A 20,425-nucleotide genomic window follows, 5' to 3' on the forward strand; every position below is an offset into this window, starting at 1 on the left:
AGTCTGCGAGGTCGTCATTTATGACGTGCAGCGGTATTGACTTTGTGGATGCCGTTACGAAGTGAAAGGGAAGGTGCTTTGATATGCCGGTAAACAGTCGCTCGAATGCAGTGGTCCAACCCTTGGAAAAGGTTGACTCCTTTGAGGCCTTTCGTCCGAATCGAATCACTGCAGCGTTGCTCATGGCGATCGGTGGGATCCCGGCCTGGGCGGCAGCGGACGCCGGCACTAATAACATCACCTTGCATACGGGAATGCCCACCGCCACCAGCATGGTGACCAACGGCACGGTGACTGACATCACCACCAGCACGGTGCGTGGCAATACTGGCTTCAACTCCTTCGGCCACTTTAACGTCAACGCCGGCAATACCGTCAACCTGCATGTTCCGGCAGGCAAGGCCAACCTGGTCAACCTGGTGCACGACTCGCGCGCGGTGATCAACGGCAACCTGAACGGCCTTAAAGATGGTTCCATCGGCGGCAACATCATCTTCGCCGACCCCCATGGTCTTGTGGTCGGTGCCTCCGGCGTGGTCAACGTCGGCAGCCTGACCGTCACCACCCCCAGCGCCTCGCAGATGAGCCAGCTGGCCGCGACCATGACCAATGGCAGCGATGCCGAAGGCACGGCGCTGGCGGCCGATCTGATGGCCGGCAAGTACAACGCCGGCAACGGCGAAGTCAGTATCCAGGGCAAGGTCAACAGTGCCGGTTCGGTCAATCTGTTCGCCGCCAGCGCGGTGGTTGGCGCTGGAGCACAGGTCAACGCCGGTGCCCAGGTATTCCAGGCGACCGTGAATACCAACGGCCTGGTCGATGCCACGGCAGCCGTGCGCCAGGACGGCAGCATTCTGATTGTCGGCAAGGACGACGTTACTATCTCCGGCGAGCTGCGTGCGCTGATGGCCGATGGCGGCGGTGGCGGCGTGCAGGTCAACGCACCGGAGCTGAACGTCGAAGCCACCGGCAAGATCAATACCCGCGCCCTGGCTGGCTCCCAGGAGGCGTCCGGCAATATCACCCTGCAGGCATACAGCGACCTCGGCTTCAGCGCCGTAAACGCAGATGGCAGCGCGATTGACGACGTCGACCAGCTGGAAGCGGCAATCAAGCGCCAGAGCAAGGCCAACCTGGGCTCCGCCCACAGCACTGCCAAGGTCAATATCAAGGCCGGCGCGGTGCTGGACGCGGGTCACGACCAGGCCGACAAGGCCGGCAATGTACGCGTCGAGGCCCTCGCGGTGGACCGCCAGCTGGGCGGCTACGCCCAGGCGCATTCGTCCATCGACATCGGCGGCACCCTGATCGGCAAGGACGTCAGCGCCCGCTCCGTCACCCAGGTGAGCGTCGATTCCGGCCTGCTTGGCGATTTCTTCGACACCGCCGAGCTGCAGGCGATGATCGACAAGGTCAAGCTGCTCAATGCCGGCTGGACTGATGAACGCGCCGCCGAGCACGTCTACACATTACTGGTGGAGGCCGTCGACAGCAGTCACGACAAGGGCGCGGTGCCGCCCTCCAACTACAGCGAATTCATCACCATGCTGCCATACGCCACCTTCGCGGTGGCCGAGGGGACGTCGCGGGTGACGGTTGCCGGTACCGCCGACATCCAGGCTTCGGGTGACCTGCACCTGGCCGCGGAAACCACCCGCAACGTCGACACGGCGAACTTCTCGCTGCCGGTGATCACCAGCAAACTACCTTTCAACGCCGGTATCGCCTATGGCCGTCTGGCTGGCGAGACCAAGGTCGAGATTCTCGACGATGCCACCATTGAATCCCAGGACCTGAGTCTGCTGGCCCACAGCCAGGACAGCCTTAAAGTCGAAGGCACTGCTGCCACCACGCGCGATGGCGGGGGCAGCAATGCCACCACGCTCTCGGCGGCCTTCAGCATGGCCCATACCGACCTGAAGACCATTGCCAGCGTCGCCCGTAACGCGAACCTGGATGAGGTCGACGGGGATGTCAGCGTCACTGCCCTGACCGAGCAGAGCCTGAGCAATAGCGCGTCTTCCAAAAGCGTTGGCCAGGGTGCCATGGGTGGCCCGGCGGTGGCCCTGACGTTGTTCAACAGCGACACCCGCTCCCGTTTTGACGCCGATCTGGGCGCTCATTCCCTGAGCGTCAACGCGGCCAACGTGGTGTCCGAGCAATCCAACAGCGCCAGCGTTCAGGCAGGCAAGACTACGCTCGACAGCCTGAAAGCCAAGGTGCTGTCGCAGGAAGATTTCAAGAAATTCACCACTGCCATTGGTAACAAGGTCAAGACCTTCCTGGGTATGGAAATCAAGCCCGATGCGGGGCCGGTTGAAAGCCAGCTGCGCTTCGGCTCTGCCGTGGCTGTGGGGATTGCCAATCATCAGGTCGAGGCACGTATTGGCGGCGGTGATCAGGCGCTGCCGCAGAGGCTGGTGCTGGACGGCGACCTGACGGTCACCGCATTGCAGCAGCAGCGCAGCCTGCACAATGGTGCCGAGAGTAAGGTGCTGGCCGACGCCGAAAAGGACGACGGCACCAAGATGGGCATCAGCGTCGCGGCCTCCTACAACCAGCTGACCCAGCACACCCGGGCGCTGATCGGCAATAACACCACTGTCAACGCCGACCACATCGGCGTTGCTTCGCGCAATCTGCAGACGCTGGACCTCGCCGGCCTGGACCGCTGGAACTCGCTGGATCAGGTGTTTGAGAATCTCAAGACGCATGTCCCGGGCGCCGCGGCTATCCCGGGAAAGATCGCCAGCGTCTATGCCAGTGCCACCAGCAATTCCGAGGAAACCGGTCTGGCCGGCTCGGTGGCGGTGCTCAACACCGATATCGATGCCATTGCCTGGGTCGGTGACAACGTCACCCTGACCGCAACCGCGACCGACAACAACTGGCAGGCCAATCCCTATGGCTTCCTCCCGGTCATTAGGGATAAGGACAACAACGAAGACAAGGCACGCAAGGCCTTGCGTGAGTTTGTCTGGGCCTGGGACTCGGCCGTGGATGTCAGTGCCGCCAATCAGATCCAGCAGCTGGCGATTGCCGGCAACATTTCATTAGCCCTGTTCGGCAACAGCTCCGATGGCAAGGCCGTCGGTGGCGGTGTCAACGTTCAGGTCAGCAACAACCAGGCCAGTGCCGGTATCGGCGCCAATGGCACGGTCAAAGGCAAACGGGTCGATGTCACGGCCAGCCAGGAAGAACTGATCATCGGCGTCACGCCGTCGGCCGGCAAGGGCGCCAGCGTTGCCGGCACCGGCGCGGTGGTGGTCAGCGTGGTGAATTCCGACGTCAACGCTTCGATTCACAACAGCACCCGTGTTGATGCCGAGCAAGTAGGCATTACAGCTGATCACAAGCTGGGTCTGTGGAGCGCTGCCGGTGCGCTGGCGGTTTCCAATGAAACCGGCATCGGCGCCGGGGTCGCAGTCAACGTGCTGCACACCGATGTGCAGGCGTTGGTTGGCGATAACCGCAGTCTGCGCAGCAGTGCCTTGGGTACGGGTGCCGCAGGCATTAGTAATGCCCGCTGGGTGGTCGACGAGCTGCTGGTGAATGCCGAGAGCACTGGTCAGGTCGGCGCTTTTAGTGTCGCTGGCGCTGTGGCGCGTACGGCCGAGGAGCAGGCAAAGCAGGATGAGGCTGATGCCGAGAGCGCCGATAAGGGCGTGATGGGCGCGGTCGAGGAGATTGGCAAGGGCCTGCTGCAGATGGTCTTTGGCGATGCGTCGGCGGGTCTGCAAAACGGCATCGCCGGTGCCAAGGGCGGAGCCACCAGCATCAAGGACACCATCGTCAGCGTCCCCGATAAGATCGGTGAGGTGGTTGACAAGATCAAGGGCCTGTTCGACGACAAGCCTGACCCTGGCACCGGCAAGACCAAGCAATCGCTGGCGCTGGCTGGCTCGGCCAGCGTCAACGTGGTGGGTCAGAAGACCCGCGCTCAGCTGGGTGATATCGTCCTTGATCCGCGCGATCCGCCAAGTAAGGGCAGTAAGGTCACGGTACTGTCACTCAATCAGACCAACCAGCTCAGCGGCTCGGGCAGTGGTGCCTTCACCCTCGCCGGTGGCCAGCGCAGCCAGAGCAGCGCGGCCATTGCCGGTGCGATCGCCTACAACCACCTGTATAACCTGACCCAGGCGCAACTGAAGAACGCCACGCTCAACGACAATGACCTGCTCAAGATCCAGGCTGCCAGCGCCGGTGATCAGGTCGCCATGGGCCTGGGTATCGCAGCGGCTACCGCCGGCAATGACAATACCTCGGTGGCCATGTCGGTCTCCGGCGGGGTGATCACCAACACTACCGCGGCGTTGGTGCTAGACAGCATCGTCAAACAGCGTACCGGGCTGAATCAGGGTATTGCCGTCACAGCCTACGACCGTAGTCGTACCCTGCTGGGTGGCGGTTCCTTCTCACTGGCCACCGGTTCCAACGGCAGCGCCAGCAGTGTCGGCGGCTCCCTGGTGCTGGCGGTACAGAAGAACAAGCTGTCTGCCGATTGGCTCGGCAGCACGGCAACCGGTTTCAATCGCCTGGATGTCTCGGCTAACAGTGCCGCGCGCTTGCTGGCAGGTGCCCTTGCCGTCGCGGTGACCACTGGACAGAACAGCAATTCTGCCTCGGGCGCGATTTCCCTGGTGATCGTCGATAACGACGTGCGTGCTAAGGTCGACAAATCCGACACAGGCGATTCCTCCCTGAGAGGTGGTGACGTCAACGTTAACGCCCAGAGCGTTACCGGCCTGTCCGCGCTGGACGGCCTGTTCTCCCAGGCCGGACTGACCGCCCTGAGCCATACCGAACTGGACCTGGATGGCGCGCAGACCACCCAGCAAATCGACGGTGGGATCGATACCCAGGATGATCTGTTTGCCGAAGACGGTTCGACCACCGGCAATACCACCGAACAGAAACTGTTCAGCGGGCAGATTGCCGGTGAAGCCGTGCTGGCGATCGCCGGTAACGTGGCTGCCAGCAGCGGCAAAACCTCGGTCGGCGGCGCGGTCAGCGTGGTCTATACCGGCAGTGATTACACCGCCAGCCTGGCCAACACCGAGGTGAACCTTACCGGTGATCTGAGTGTCAATGCCGGCAACAGCACCGACGTGCTGGCGGCGGCGATTGGCGCGGCGGGCGCCAAGGAAAATGCCGTTTCCGGCTCTACCACGGCGGTGGTTGCGCGTGGCAGCATCAATGCCAACGTCGATATGACTGGCAAGACCCTCAAGGCCAACAACCTGACGGTCAAGGCCGCCAAAGGCGGCGGCGCCTACTCGCTGGCCGGTAACATCACCGCCAGCTCCAACAACGCCTCGGTGGGTGGTGCTGTCAGCCTCAACGACATGCAGCAAAGTGCGGCAGCTAGCGTGCAGAACGGTACCTACATACTCACCGGTGACGCCGATATCGGTGCCGCCCTGCAGAGCCGCATCATGACCGCGGCACTGTCCGGCCAAGTGTCCGGCAGCGGTTCGGCGGTGGGTGGTGCGATCACCTTCAACCGCATCGCCGACACCACCACCGCGCGTCTTAACAACGCCATCATGAGCGCCCGCGACCTGTCGATCAGCGCCAGTCAGCCGGGGCTGGGCGCGAGCATCTGGTCGGTGGCCTTCAACCTCTCGGCCGCCGGCGGCAGCGCTGGCGTCGGCGGGGCCGTGGCGGTCAACCTGATTGATGCCGAACGCAGCGCCAGCCTGACCGACAGTGATGTGGAACTGACCGGCTCGGCCGATCTGACCTCCTCGCTGGACGGCGAGATCTGGGGCCTGGGCATCGACGCCGCCGGTGGTCAAACCGCCGGTGTCGGAGGCTCCGTCGTGGTCAACGTGATCGACGGCGAAGACAAGACCCTGATCGACAACAGCCGACTGGTAACCACCGGTAGCGGCAAGACGTTGGATCTGGACAGCAGCGCCGGCAATGGTCTGACGATCGCCTCGCTCACCGGTTCGGTGAAGGGCGGCGGTACTGCAGCCGTCGGCGGCGCCATCTCGGTCAACCGTATCGGCGCCGATCGCATAGCTCTGATCCGCAACAGCCGCGAGATCAGCGGTTTCTCCCATGCCAGCCTGCACAGCGGCGCGAAGCAGAACATTTATGCCATCGCCTTGGCGGGTGGCGGTGCCGGCACCGTAGCGGTCAACGGCTCCTTCACAAGCAACGTGTTGCAGGGCACCGAACGTGCAGCCATCGAAGGCAGCACCCTGAATGTGGGCGCGCTGGATCTGTCGGCGGCCATTGGCGATCGGACCATCTGGAGTTTGGCTGGTGCCTTCGGTGGTGCGGGCACCACGGCGGTGGGTATCGCCGATACTAACAACATTATCCTTTCCAAGCGCCTGGCCGAGGTCATCGACAGCGACCTGACCGTCGGAGGCCCCCTGACCCTGGCCAGCGGTGGTTCTTCGAACATCCGCTCGGTTGCAGTCGGTGCCGGTGGTGCCGGTACTGCGGCAGTCGGTGGCTCGGTTGCGATCAACGTGATCGAAGGCGAAGAGCGCGCCGAGATCAATGGCAGCACCGTGCGCGCCGGCTCGGTCAAGGTCCAGGCCGCCCGTGGCGACGCGGACGTCAAGACCCTGGCCGGCAACGCCCAGGGCGCTGGCACTGCGGCTGTAGGCGCGGCCATTGCAGTCAGCACCATCAACCAGAAGCGTATCGCGCGGATTGTCGACAGCAGTCTGCTGCTGGGCGCCGGCAATGCGCTGGTCAAGGCCGCCACCGACGGCAACATCCTGACCCTGGCGGTTGCTGGCGTGGGTGGTGGCAGTGCAGGTGTCGCCTTCTCCAACACCAGCAACAACATTGCAGCGCAGACCCGTGCCGAGGTTACCGATAGTGGCGGCTCGGCCGGCAACTTCGAGATTTTGGCCAGCGACACCTCAAGCATCCACGCAGGCTCCGGCGGTGTGGCCGGTGCCGGTAGCGCCGCAGTGGGTGTGGGTACCGCGATCAACCGCGTCGACAGCGAGATCCATGCAAGCCTGACCGGCAACCTCGGTGCCGGCTGGGCGTTGCGTAATCTGCGTGTCGACGCCAACTCCAAGGCCAACATCATCGCCGGCATCCTCGCTGGCGGCGGGGCCGGTAATGCCGCGGTCTCCACCGTGGCGGCCACCAACATCATCCAGACCCTGACCCAGGCACGTATCGGCGGCGGGGCGCAGGTGCTGGCGCAGAACAATATCGCGGTCAGTGCGCGCAACCTCGACAGCATCCTCGGCTCGGCGGTCTCTGCTGCCGGCGCCGGCAACGCGGCCATTGCTGCCCTGGCCACGGTTAACGTGGTGGAGACCAACACCAAGGCGTTTATCGACGGTTCGGGCACTTCCGTCAGCGCACAGGCGGCGGATGCCAGCGATAAGCTGCTTGTGGACAGCGGGGCGCTGAACAACGCCCCGGGCGATGACTACGAGTGGATCCAGGCCGAACAGTTCAACCCTTACCCGAACCTGTCGATCCGTCAGCATCAAATTACCGGTCTGGCAGTGCAGGCCAGTTCGGTTCAACAGGTCGGCCAGATCGCCCTGTCCGCCAGCCTGGCAGTGGTGCCGCTGGCCAGCGCCGCGGTATCCGGCGTGGTCAACACCACCGTGCTGGGCGGCAGCACCCTGGGTTATATCGACGGCGCGCGGATCAACCAGGCCGCAGGCGCGGGTACCGCCCAGAATGTCCGCGTCGGTGCCAACAGCCACAGTTACACGGCTGGCTACCTGGCTGCCGTGGCCGGCGGCCCGAGTGCTGCGGCAGTCGGTGCGGGTGTCGACAACACGATCATCAGCCGCCTGACCCAGGCGCGCCTGAGCGGCTTGCAATTGAACAGCCGGGGCTTGACCGAGGTATCGGCCGGTTCGGGCCAGTATGTCTCGACCATCATCGCCAGCATTTCCGGCGCCATCGTGGCCCCGGGTATCTCTTCCAGCCTGGTGATCCTTAAGGGTGAAACCGAGGCATTGGTTGATGGCGGCAGCCAGCTCGAGGTGGGTTCGCTCAAGGTCAGCGCCAGTGCCCTGCAGCGCCTGGCACCGAATGCCGCCAGCGTGACCGGCGGTGCAGTGGCGGTGTCCGGCGCCTTGGCGACCCTCTACAACCAAAGCGTCACCCGCGCCTGGCTGGGCGCAGACCTGAACGCTGCGACTGCTGCCCGCACTCGCGTGCTCAGCGGCGGCACCGAGGTGACGGCCAACAACAGCACTGGCATCGCCATGAATGTGGCCAGTGCCGGCGGCGGCGGTATGGCAGTCGGGGGTTCGATTGGCATCGCAGTGGTGGAAACCACCACCGAGGCTGGTGCCAGTCAGGTTGACTTTGGCCAGGCCAGCCGGCCGCTCGGCCACCTGTCGATCAGCGCCCAAGACAACCTGAATGTCCGCAACACCGTCGGTGCGGCAGTGGCGGGTAGCACCAGTGTCGGTGGCAGTGCCAACGTCCTGGTGGCCAACAGCGCCACCCGTGCGCTGTTCGATCGCTCGACCCTGGTCGGTAATCAGTTCACCCTCAGCGCCCTGCGTGAAGGCGACATCCGGTTGAACACCGTCACCGGCTCCGTTGGTACCAGCGCCCTGGGCGGCAGTATGGGACTGCTGCTGCTGGGTTCCGGCGCCACCTCCGTGAGCGCCGGTGATGAAAACGTCAACGCCATGGATGAGCTGGACAAGGGTGGTAACGGCAGCCTCAGCCAGGCCAATAGCATCAGCCAGGCCGACAAGACCGGTGATCTGACCTACGACGCCTACGAGTGGAACGACAGCACGCAGAAATACGAGCTGGTGAGTAAAACCGATTCGGCGACCAAGACTCGCGTCAACAGCAACAAGACCGACCTGGGGGATCGTTTTGAAGCAGGTAGCCTACGCAAGCACGAGACCCTGGCTCGGGCCAGTGACAGCAGCATCGTCACCAGTGGCGCCACTCGCATCAGTGCCGAGGATAAACTCTACAGCCGCAATCTGACCGGTGCCGCTGCTGTCGGCGGCGCTGCGGTTGGTGGCGGTTTTGCGCTGACTCTGTCCAATGCGCGGGTGGCTGCCGAGCTGAATGGTGGCAGCAGTCAGTCCGCGTCTCTGGATATCAATGCCCGGGCGAGTACCCTTGCCGGCCATGATGATGCAGTCGAGGTCGAAGCCTACGCTGGAGGTGCCGGTTTTGGCGTCGGTCTTGGCGCAGCATTGGCCATCGGCCAGATGCGCAACGACATCAGCAGTCGCATCAGTGGTGCGCATACCAGCACGGGCGCAATCAACCTGAATGCCAGTGACCTGCTCAACCTGGATATTGATGCCCTAGGTGCCAGTGCCGGTGCTGCTGCGGTTGGCATCGTGGTGGCGAGCGGCGTTCGCGACAGTAACGTCAAGGTGCTGGTTGCCGATAATGCCCAGCTGACCGGTAATGCGGTCAATCTGAGCGCACGTGGCGAGGGTGGTATCAATGTGTATGGTCTGGCTGCCGCGGGTGGTCTGGCTGTTGCCGGGACCGGTGTGGCCTCGATCGCGATCGAGCGCACCAAGGTGGAAGCACGGGTCGGCGACGATGTGATGGTGGATGGCGGCACGGGCGGCGTATCCCTCAGCGCCAGTGTGCTGCCACAACTCAATGCCTATGCACTGGGTGCGAGCGTAGCCGGTGGTGTTGCCGTCGGCGCGTCCTATGCCCGGGCACAAACGGCTAATACTGTTAAGGCGAGCATTGGCAACCGTGCTGATGTGCGCGGCAGCGGTGGATTACGCCTGAAGTCGGCGCTTGAATACAACCGCAGCGGCAGTGAGATTGATCCCGATAAGGCCAACGTCCGGGCCCAGTCCATTGCCGGTAGCGGCGGTCTGTTCCTCAGCGCCAATGCCACCATTGCCGAAGCTTTCAATACCGCCACCGTCAGCGCACTGACCGGTACTCACCTGAAGCTGCCATCAGGGCGTATCGAAATTCTGGCTGATGGTCGCAGTCATCAGTATGCCGATGCGCTCGGCGTAGCGGTGGGTGGTCTGGCAGTAGGTGCCTCGGTGGCCAAGGCCGAATCGGACAGCACTACCCTGGCGAGCCTGGGTAACTTTGCCAGCGACCGCAATGGCGCTGCGGTGATCAGCGATCTGCTGGTCAATGCCAACGCCGAAGATATCAACCAGGCCAAGTCAGTGGCTGGCAGTGGCGGTGTTATCGCCGGTAATGCGTCAATAGCCAGTACCCGTACCAAGGGCTCGGCAACCGCGGAAATCGGAGATTCGGTGCAGATTGCTATGCGTAATCTGTCGTTGACGGCCGAGTACCGGGCGATCTTTGGCACCCATGCGAACTCGGTGAATGCCGCTCTGGCTGGCGCCAGCGGTGCCGGTGGCGAGAACCGCGTGATCGCAAACAGCCTTGCGCGTATTGGCCAGAACAGCCGACTGGCGGCGCAGCAGGATCTGATTATCACGGCCAACAACAATATCTTCAGCCGTCACCTCGGTGCAGCGGCCTCCGGTGCCGGTGGCGGCGTGATCAGTGGGCAGGCGGTTTACAGTGATACGCGGATCGACAGCAAGGCCCATGTCGATGTGGGTAACAGTGTCAGTCTATTCGCCGGGTTGAATGCTGCCGATTACAGCGCTCGCCTGTTACTGCGTGCCTTTACCCGTATGCAGGTGAGCGAGTCTGTGACCCTGAGTACGGGTGGCGCAATTGCCGGTGGCGGCGTGGGCGTGGACAGCCAAGCGAACCTGAACAACACCGTGACCATTGGTGCCAACGGCGCGCTGTTCTCCAGCGGTTCGCTCGGCGCCGGCACCTACAGCCAGGCCGGCATGTCTTTGGAAGCACTGGCCAGCACCTGGGGCGTAGCCGGTTTGGCTGATGCGCGCGTCGATGGTGACCTCAATTCCAACCAGTTACTGTCGGTTGGCAGCAACACCAAGCTGGAGGCGCTGGGCAACATTACCCTGAGCGCTGGCGACGATCCGGAGGGGCTGTGGCAGAACACCCTGCAGCTCAATTCGGTAGCGCACAGCTCGGTACGCGGCCTCATTGCTATTCCCGCCGCGCGGGCTGATGCCGATATCGTCAACCAGGCCAACACCGTGCTGGCGTCCGGCAGTCAGGTGCTGGCCGCGCGCAATGTCCGGGTCGGCAGTTATTACGGCCTGGTCAGTGCGCTGGCCGACGGTGAAGCGCGGGGTTATCAGTTGGGTTTCATCCCGGTGACCAGCCGCAATAGCAATGCGAATATCAGCCGTAACATTGCCGCTACCCTGAACGGCACACTACTGGCTGGTCGTTATAACGAGCTGCTGATCAATATTGCTGCCAACGGCACGCTGACCCAGTCGGCCGGCCTGTCAGTCAGCGCGGTAAAACTCAGCAACTTCAACCCGCGTCAGTTCCTCAATACCTTTGCTGACATGGATGAAGTGACCCGTGCAGTGATCGAGGGCACGATTTCCGGCAGCAACGTCGGCGCCATTGAGCTGGGTGACATGCTCGCGGCCGGCGGTACCGTCACGGTTAATGCTGACAGTCTGTCCGGCAACGGTACCCTCACGGCCAACGGTGGTCCGCGTATCCAGGTGATCAACCAAAGTGCCAACTATCTGCTGGTTGGCAATGCCCTGATCCCCGACCAACCCGGCGGCCGGGTGTATTTCACGGGTGCGGCCTCGCGTTCGCAGTTCAATGGTCAGGTTAATGAAGTGGCCGCTGACCGGCGTGCCGAGATCCGTATCGACAACAGTTTTGGCGGTAATGTCGGCAACGTCAGTTTCGGCCCGGCGATCTTCCTGGTTGGCGATATTCTCAACCAAGGCGGCCTGATCCATATCTCCAATGCCAAGGGCTCGCTTGGTCAGTTTGGTCTGACCTATGGCCAGCAGGTACTGGTGGAAGTCCCGAATGGCTCGATGACGGTTTTCCAACCAAATAGCTACTGGTCAGTCAATAGTAATCCGTTCTCCGAGTGGCGCTCCTTCGCCGGGGTAACCGGCTCGGCCAACGTGGCTCTTGAACTGATTGCCAGTGATGTTTACGGAAACGGCGTTTTTAACAATGGGACATTGTTGACGCTCAGCATGATGTACCGTGCCGGCATCTACAGTGACTCAGATGGCTCCAGTGTGCTGTTGTTCGGTGGTTGTCTGCCGGCGTCGATAGGGTCAGCTCTGAACTGCAGTGAGGCCACAGCGAAATCCTTTACCGGTAGTGCTTTCCAGTTCAACGGAATGGACAATACCGACTCCTGGGTGCCGATTATTAACTACCGCTCCCTGTACAAAAGTGCAGTCAATTACGAACAGGCCAATATTGGCAGCGGTGGCGATGGTCGGCGTGTTGTGGGTGGTCAGGTTGGTATTCAAGCACGTTATATCGATATCAACGGTACCATTAGCAGTGGCATGAAGACTGACCGCTCGGTCCGCATAAGTGCCGACCTAGATGCTTGGATCAGCCAGCATGGCTGCTCCAACGGTTTGTGCGTCGAGGCCGTGGATATTCCCACGCATCTGCTAACGGCCACCAGTGGTCAGCGGATCGGAGCCAAGTACGACTTTGTCAATCAACGCATTCAACTGGATGATGTCAACGCCTCCGGCGGTGGCTTCATTTATATGCGTGGCGGCATCATCAGTACCAATACAGCGGGTCGCATTGAGGTCAACAATGGCTTCGGTAACGTGGTTATTGACAACCGTTCATCGCATCAACTGCAACTCGGAAATATTGATACCGGGGTGGGTTCGGTGGGTATTGTGCAGATCGTGGATACCTTCAAGACCACAACAGGTGGCCGGACTCTGAGTACCTGGTATGTGCATGATCAGAACAGCGGTTTGAGCGTGTATGACAACCGCAATGGTGCCAATTCGGTTCTGGGTGCCTATCGTGTTTCCAGCTCTGCGGCCAGTTCGACCACCTATAATCCGGCTGCCAATCTGCGCTTCGAGTGGTACCAGCAAGCTAACCTGTCGCGGGAAATTATCCGGGATGGTGATAATTTCTCGGCCAGCAACTGGGTCTGGAATGATGTCACGCCAAACGATCCATGGACCGTCTCCTCGGGTGCAGTGGTAACACGTGCGCTTGATAATGTTTATGAACAGCGCATTAGCGGCAGCTTGGGAAATACCTACGGTATCGGGGTCAACTACCACGGTTGTGGAGACAGCATCGGCTCCGGCTGTCACTGGGATTTCGAAGCCAGTGGTCGCTACCCGGCCGGTCACGCACGGGCTGGCGAGTATTATTCGTCATGGGACTACCGTTTCCCTCGCTCGGCCACGCTGCGTATCGACCACTCGGTCAAGGCCGACAACCCGTTCCAGATTGCCTTTGTCGGTAATTCGGCCGGTTTGATCGATGCCAAGACCAATAACAATCTGATCATTGGCGGGCGACTGAATAACCCCGGTGGGGTGACCCAGCTGAATGCTGCGGGCAACATCATCAACGGCAGTGACGGCAGCAGTTTCAGCCGTGAACTGCGCATGACCGCCGGCGGCTATATTGGTCAGGATGGCCGTGCCGTGGTCGCCGGCTTTGCCAATAACGGAACGTTGCAGGCCACCTCTGGCGCCGCCGGCATCAACCTGAATCTGACATCCAATGTGTTGCTGCGCAGCATCAATGCCGGTAACGGTCTGGGTGATGTGGTTCTGCGGGTAAATGGTGACCTGGGTGCGATAGGTGGCTTGTCTGCAGGTGCTGCACATGTGCTCGGGCGCAACCTTGACCTGTACGCGACAGGTGCCATCGGCAGCACTGCTGTGCCGTTACGGGTCATTGCCCGTGAACAGGGGACGGCCTCTGGCGGCAGTACCCATGGCAACCTGAATGCCTTTGCCGTGCGGGATGTGTTCATCAATGAAGTTGAGGGTGACGCCTGGATCGGCCAGATCATTTCGGAAACCGGTGACGTCTGGCTGAAGGTCGATAACGGCTCGCTGTACGATTCCGGTCAGCGTCTGGCCTCCGATACCCTGAACGAAAGCCAGCGCCAGCAGATCTGGGAAAAACTCAAGCTCACCAGCGCGTACGGAGCTGAGGACAATATTCTGCAGGGCACAGTCAAGCCCTTCCAGGATCAGGTGGTTAGTCAGTACCGTGAATACTGGCGCCTGCGTGAACTTGGCAGTCTGCAAGGTGATACTTTCGTGCTGGCCGAGGAAAGTCTGGACTTTTACCGGCCATTGGCTGAGTTGCAGGCGGGTCGCACCGGGCTCAGCGATGCCGAGGTGCAGGGCTTTGCCGACGAGCGCTATCACGGTCATGCATTATTTTTCGCAGGCGTCTTTGGCGAAGGCTGGACACAGCAGACGGACTTCCAGACCCAACGCAGCGATTTCAGCTACACCGCGACTGCCGCGCAGATCGAAACCTTGACCCGCGATGCCATCTGGACTGAAGGCGAGCTGCGCTACGCCATCGATTCCACTGCTCTGGGTTCTGCCGCCAGCACGCCTGTAGGGGCAGCAGACCCTAACGTTTCCGGACGCAATGTAACGCTGATCACCAGCCAGGATATTGGCCGCCTGGCCGACAGCCTGCTGATCGACTTTGCCGCCCTGCGTGCCGGCAACCTCACTGTCCAGCAAGCGGCAGCACTGGCGATAGCCAACGCGCCGGGCGATGTGGAGCTGATCCGTGACGAACAAGGGCAGCTGGTCAGCCTGCTGGTCAACCGTACCCAGCCTTTTTATGTGGCGGCCCGCGAACGCTTTGATGCCACGACGGGTGGGGCGTTGTACCTGCAGTCAGCCGGTGATCTAAATATCGGTACCGTGATCAGTGGCGGCAATGCGCGTTTGGCCGCTGCCAGCAGCATTCTGGCGGCCACTGGTACAGGCATTTTGAGCATTGGCGGTGATCTGGTGCTCCTGGCGGGCACTGGTAATCTGGGTACGACTGACACGGATGCAATGCTTTCTCTGGATGTGGCCGGGCGGTTGTTGTCGGCCTCGGCTGGCCAGCACATTGGTCTGCGCTGGCTGGGTGACGACTTCCGCATTGGTCGTATCTTCGCGGTTGGCGATCTGCGCCTGGATGCCCCCAACGGCAGCTTGTTGGGACAGTTTGAAGGTCTGACGGTGACAGGTCAGAGCATCCGGCTGAATGCCCGTGACAACATTCTCGGTCTGAATGGTGCTGCGCTGGTGATCGATCAAGCGTCGCTGGATGGCGAGCTGGATGCCAGCGCTGGCGGCGACATCCGTTTGAGCGACACGGGTGCATTACGTGCGGGTCTGATCCGTGCCGGCGGCAACCTGTATCTGGACGCCCAATCGACCCTGAGTGGCCGCGACCTGCAGGCCGGCGGTGACTTGCAATTGAATTCACCAGAAGCCACGGATCTGCAGCGTTTGTCAGCTGGCGGTGATCTGTTGGTCAGCGCCCTTGGTGCCCTACGTCTGCGGGACCAGGCCATTGCTGGCGGCAACGCCACCTGGCTCGGTGCCAGCCTGTCCATGGATGCCGACAGCCTGATCCAGACGGGTGGCTTGCTGGCCATCAACACCGATGGAGACATGTCACTGGGACAACTGTTCCGCGCTGGTCAGGCTGAAGGCGATCTGTTCAATCTGCAGGCTGGCGGTCGCATCGACGCGAACGGTGATGGCCAGACTAATCTGCGTGCCGAGCGCGCAGGGTCGGCCGTCATGCTGGCTCAGCAGGGCATCGGCAGGGTCGACCAAGCGTTGCGGGTAGATATGCCCGAGCTGACCCGTACTGAAACCCGTCAAGGTGACATCTATCTGCGCAATCTGAGCGCGCTGAGCGGCACGCTGATGCGCGCTGAAGCAGGCAACATTGTGCTTGGTAGTGCGGGTCAGAGCTTGAACCTGGGGCGTTTGCAGGCCCTTGGCAATATCCAGTATCAGGGCGGTGATCTGCGGGTTGATCAGCTTGACGCAGGTGGCTGGTTGCAGACCCAAGTATCAGGGGATATGTACCTGAGGCAAGCACAGGTCGGCGAATCGGCTGAGCTGGACGTCACCCGCTCGTTCGGTATCGATCAACTAGCAGCCGGAGACAACTGGAAATTGAACGCTGCCAGCGCACAAATTGGCACTGCGGACATTACCGGTGATAGCGATGTAACTGTCAGTGGTCAGTTGGATCTGAATCGTATGGCCGGCCGCAACGCCCTGTTCCAGCTGGGCACCGCGAACATCGCTGAGCTGAGCCTGGGTGGTGACCTGGATCTGTCCGTTGCTGGCGCCCTGAGTCTGCTCAAGGCCACCACCGCTGGTGCTGCCCAACTGCACCACAGCGGCGTAGCGGGTACCAGCCTGCGCTATGGCGAGCTGAATATTGGCGACAGCCTGACCGTCACCGGCAACGGCGACTGGATCGGCGACACTGCTCTTGCGGGCGGGCCGGTGCGCTTCAATGTGGGCAGCGCCGATCTGGGCCGTCTGCAGAGCACCGCTGGTGATCTGCTGCTGAATGTCGCGCGGTCGTTCTTCGTCGATGAACTGGCTGCGGGTGGCAACTGGCACCTGAGCGCTGCCAGCGCCCAGGTTGGCACCGCGGACATTACCGGCGATAGCGATGTGACTGTCAGTGGCCAGTTGGACCTGGGTCGTCTGACCGGTCGCAACGCCCTGTTCCAGTTGGGCGCCGCGAACATCGCTGACCTGAACCTGAGCGGGGATCTGGATCTGTCTGTTACTGGTGCCCTGAGCCTGCTCAAGGCCAACACCGGTGGGGCAGCCCAACTGCACCACAGCGGCGCAGCAGGTACTGCTCTGCGCTACGGTGCGCTGAACATTGGCGACAGCCTGACCGTCACCGGCAACGGCGACTGGATCGGCGACACCGCCCTGGTGGGCGGGCAGGTCAGCTTCGATGTGGGCAGTGCCGATCTGGGCCGTCTGCAGAGCACCGGTGGTGACCTGCTGCTGAATGTCGCGCGGGCGCTTGCAGTAAATGACCTGCACAGCGACAGCAAGCGGGTAGAGGTCAATGCAGGCGGCGCGCAGCTGGGCAATGTCAATGCTGCGACTACGCTGTCGGTCCACACCACTGCTGATGCCCTGCAGATTGGCACGGGTATCAGCGGTGGCGATCTGACCCTGACAACCCTGGCCGGCTCGCTGGCCAACATCCAGTTCGGCCTACTGGCCGATCCGGCCACGCCGAACGTGCTGGTGCCGTCACACCTGAAGTCCGGCGCGAATATTCTGGTACGCGCTGATGGCGATGTACTGGGCGGTAACGCCCAGGCTCAAGGGCTACTGCAAATTTTTGGTCGTAACCTTCGCTTGGGTCGCGCGCAGAGCCTGCAGGGCGATGTCTTCCTGCAGGTCAACGGTGATGCCAGCCAAGGGCATGGCAACATCAGCGCGCTCAAGGTAGAAGCCGAAAACGATGTCGGTATCCTGGCTACTGGCAATCTGGATATCGTTAATGTCGACCTCGTCGGTGCTAACTCGCTGCGTGCTGGACGCGACCTCACCGTGGGCATTGGCGGTAATCTGAATGTCACCGGTGTGGCCGAAGTCGGCCGCGACCTGACCTTTACCGTCGGCGGCGAGATTGACCTGGAAGCCATCAGGGTCGGGCGCAATGTTCTGCTGACCTCCGGCGGTGCAGTGAACCTCACCCAGGGCATTGAGGCGGGCGGTGCAGTGACCATCACTGCAGCCGGTGGTGGTATCACCATGGGCACCGGTATCCAGTCCAGCGGCCTGTTCGAAGGCGCAGTGGTGAATGGCGATGTGCTGCTCAACGCGGCGGGCGACATCAGTATCCCGACCATCGTTGCCGGCAACGGCTTGATCAGCGCCTCAGGCCACAACCTGAGCCTGAATCAACTCACCGCCAGTGGCGATGTGGGCTTGTTGGCCAGTGGCGCCATCCGCGTGGGCACCAGCCAGAGCGGTGGAGATCAGAGCTGGCATGCTGACGAGGACATCGGGTTCACCCGTCTGCTGGCGGGCGGCCAGGTGCTGCTCGACAGCATCCTCGATACTCGCGGCAATGAGCTGGTGGCAGATCAGGGCGTGACCATCAATGCCGGCTGGCGCAATGCTGTGGCCGGTCCGGGCAGCATCGACGTCGACCGGATTCAGGCGCCGACCATGAGCCTGTGGGCGGGCAATCTGATCCGGGTAGCGGATGCCGGCATCGGCCAGAGCGCCGATTTACATGGCCAGGATATCGAGCTGTATGGCCAGCACACCGGTGCAGGCCAGTTGAACCTGGATATCACCGGCAGCGGCGATGCCATCGCCAATCGTCTGGTTCTCGGCTTGCAGGCTGGCCAGGTGCAGATCGCCCAGTTACACGTTTCGGACAGCCAGGTGCAGATGAGTGGTGCCCAGTTGGCGATCGACGATGCCCAAGGCGTGGATCGCATGCGTCTGCAAACCTCACAGGCGATAATCCTGATGAACAACGCCAGCCCGGCTTATCTGGGCGGCGCTGACATCCAGCTCTACGAGAAGGATCGTGCCTTCAGCTTCGCGCAGAACCAACTGACCAGTACTACCAACGCCTATGTACTGCACCGTGCCTACACGCACCAAGTACTTGTGCCGAACTTCATGGAAGATCACGAAGGCGCCGGTGGCATTCAGTACCAGGGCATGACCGCGGCACGCTATGGCGAGCAGTTCCTCTCCAACGGGTTCACCTTAGCGCGACTGGCATCGCTACTTGATGCTGCTGCATTGCGCGTCTCCGGCGGTGGCTGGGTCGCCAATTGGCAGCTGCAACCTGCTGAGCTACGCATCAATCTCGACCTGCCAGAACAGCCGTCGACCAGTGAAGAGGTAAGCAAGTGGGAAATTTGATCAAGGGTCACTGGGCCGGGCTGAGCGTTGTCGGACTGTTGGTCGCGGCGCAGGCCCAGGCGGCCCCACTTATTCCCGCGGGTGTGCCGGGGCAGATCAATCCAAGTCTGCAGCGTAATCAGCAGGAGCAGATCCAGCGTCAGCGTGAAATTGAGGAGCGTGCCCGGCGTATTGAGGTGCCGGCGCTGCAGGGTGAGATAGCGCCATCGCAGGAGTTGCCCTCGGGTGATGAAAGCTTTGTGTTACAGGGTATTCACTTCAACCCTTCGGTGTTCATTGATCAGGCACGGTTGCAGGCATTAGCCAGCGACTATGTGGGTCGTAGCATTAGCTTCAAAGACATCAACGAGCTGTTACGCAAGATCAATGCGATCTACGAGTCGGCCGGACAACTGACCGCGCGTGCTGTGGTGCCACCGCAAAGCATCAGCAATGGGGTGCTTAGCATCGTACTGGTCGAGGCGAAGATTGATTCGCTCGGCTGGCAGAAAGCGCCTGAGTACGTAGATGAAGCGTTCTATCGGGAACGCATCGAAGTGACGCCGGGGGAAACACTGGATAGCCCAGCGCTGATGGCTGCTATTTCGCGTTTCAACAGCACTTCACCGGGGCCGCAGGTCAGTGCCAGTCTGGTGCCCGGCCAGGGCTTCGGTACCACCCGGGTCGATCTGCAGGCCTTCGAACCCGATCCTTGGCAGTGGTCAGTGTTTCTCAACAACTACGGCAGCGAAGGCACTGGCCGCGAGCAGTATGGCGGCAGTTTGACCTGGTTTTCCCCGACCGGCGTCGCCGATGCGTTGAATGCCGTGGTGGTCGCCACTTCTGGTTCGGAATATGGCAGCCTGCGCTACAGCCGTCCGATCAACCGTCACAACGGCGTTGTTTATTTCGAGGCCGGCACTAACACCATGAGCATCGAGAAGGGCCCCTTCGCTGCGCTGAATATCGAGGGTGATTCGACCTCCTACGGCCTGGGTTACGACCAGCCCTGGTGGGTCGATAAGAACTGGACCTTGCTGGGTGGTATCGCTTACAGCCACCAGACCTCCGAATCGACCATTGATGGCCTGCTGCTAAGCGAGGTGGATATTGATGACGTGATCCTCAAGGGGCAGGTCGAATACCGTGACGGGCCCTGGTATGGCCGCTATGAGCAACGCCTGCGCCAGGCTTCGGCGGACAATGCCGTGAACGGCGAAGGTGATAGCTACCAGTTGCTCAATGGTGTTGGCTACTTGAGCCGCGACATCCAAACCGACTATCAACTGGTTAGCCGACTGTCCTGGCAGTTCGCCACCGATACAGAGAGTCTTCCGTCCGCGCTGCTGTACCAGTTCGGTGGCATCAGCAGTGTGCGGGGTTATGAGCCCGGGGTGATTGCTTCGCCCCAGGGAATAACCCTTAACACTGAAGCCTACTGGCGTTTCAATGACAATTTGCAGCCATTCGTGTTCTTTGATTACGGTCGGGCCATGGAGTTGGGTACCAATGACATCGACTTGATGAGCGTGGGGGTGGGTCTGAACTTCGCCTGGGGGCGGCATGTCAGCCTGAGTCTGGTCGCGGCCAACACCCTTAAAGACGTAACACCAGATCAGGATAGCGGCCAGGTTCTGGCGCAATTGATCATTCGATAAAAATCAAAATAGGGAGACAAGAGA

2 protein-coding genes are annotated in these 20,425 nt (G+C 61.5%); both read left to right on the plus strand.

Annotated features, from left to right (window positions below):
• Positions 1 to 182 precede the first annotated feature (182 nt).
• Positions 183 to 18,764: a leukotoxin LktA family filamentous adhesin gene (locus HBN63_RS14375; protein WP_170049902.1), complete on the plus strand. Its 18,582-nt coding sequence runs from the start codon at positions 183 to 185 to the stop codon at positions 18,762 to 18,764.
• On the plus strand, positions 18,752 to 20,401 hold the full coding sequence (locus tag HBN63_RS14380) for a ShlB/FhaC/HecB family hemolysin secretion/activation protein (RefSeq protein WP_170049903.1): 1,650 nt from the start codon (positions 18,752 to 18,754) through the stop codon (positions 20,399 to 20,401). The genes HBN63_RS14375 and HBN63_RS14380 overlap by 13 nt, the downstream gene beginning before the upstream one ends.
• Positions 20,402 to 20,425 lie beyond the last annotated feature (24 nt).

Source organism: Pseudomonas sp. WS 5011, assembly GCF_012985775.1.
Taxonomy (GTDB): domain Bacteria; phylum Pseudomonadota; class Gammaproteobacteria; order Pseudomonadales; family Pseudomonadaceae; genus Aquipseudomonas; species Aquipseudomonas peli.

Bases quoted from the DNA above. Each gene is read 5' to 3' on its own strand.
- HBN63_RS14375 (WP_170049902.1), top strand. From the start codon at position 183: ATGGCGATCGGTGGGATCCCGGCCTGGGCGGCAGCGGACGCCGGCACT.